Annotated in this window: 1 protein-coding gene; it reads left to right on the forward strand. The window is 64.3% G+C overall.

The features are described 5' to 3' along the window. The coding region (locus IAQ70_RS22535) for an ATP-binding cassette domain-containing protein (protein ID WP_223860570.1) at positions 1 to 361 on the forward strand (361 nt) is incomplete at both ends.

Here is a 361-nt window from a genome sequence, read left to right on the forward strand (position 1 = left end):
CGACCAACAAACCCTGCTCCAGAACGAAAAAGACCCCCTCACCCACACCCCCGTGCACCTGCTCTCCCTCGACGGCGTAGGCAAGCACTACGGCAACATCATCGCCCTGTCCGAGGTGACCATGGCGGTGGACAACGGCCGCGTCACCTGCGTCCTGGGCGATAACGGCGCCGGCAAATCCACGCTGATCAAGATCATCGCCGGGCTGCACCAGCACGACGCCGGGGTCCTGAACATCATGGGCGAGGAACGCAAATTCAGCTCGCCGAGGGACGCCCTGGACGCCGGCATCGCGACCGTCTACCAGGATTTGGCGGTGGTCCCGCTGATGCCGATCTGGCGGAACTTCTTCCTCGGCTCC

It is taken from the genome of Pseudarthrobacter sulfonivorans (genome assembly GCF_014712225.1).
GTDB lineage: Bacteria > Actinomycetota > Actinomycetes > Actinomycetales > Micrococcaceae > Arthrobacter > Arthrobacter sulfonivorans.